Genomic DNA, 246 nt, shown 5'->3' with positions numbered 1-246 from the left:
AGACACCTATGTCCCTATCGATGAAGTTGCGTATCGCAGGCCTCGCCGGCCTATTCCTCAGTCCGCTTGCCCAAGCGGACTTTTCGATTCCCGGGTTTGAACTGGTGCACACCGTACCGGTGGACACCGCGTTGGGCACCGCCGATTTGCGCCAGCCTGGCCCGGTGTGGATCGAGTTGTTTGACGGTGCGAAAAGCACCCTTGATATCGCCCAGTTCTACGCGGCCGACCATCCCGGCTCAGTGA

General features: G+C 60.2%; 1 protein-coding gene. It reads left to right on the top strand.

What is annotated here, in order from left to right:
* Window positions 1-20: 20 nt before the first annotated feature.
* Window positions 21-246, top strand: a 226-nt coding sequence (locus KZZ07_RS27285) for a phospholipase D-like domain-containing protein (protein ID WP_219520162.1), incomplete at its 3' end; no start/stop codon positions are given.

The sequence above is a fragment of the Mameliella sp. CS4 genome, assembly GCF_019392335.1.
Classification (GTDB): domain Bacteria; phylum Pseudomonadota; class Alphaproteobacteria; order Rhodobacterales; family Rhodobacteraceae; genus Antarctobacter.
This window is presented reverse-complemented; position numbering and strand designations above follow the sequence as displayed.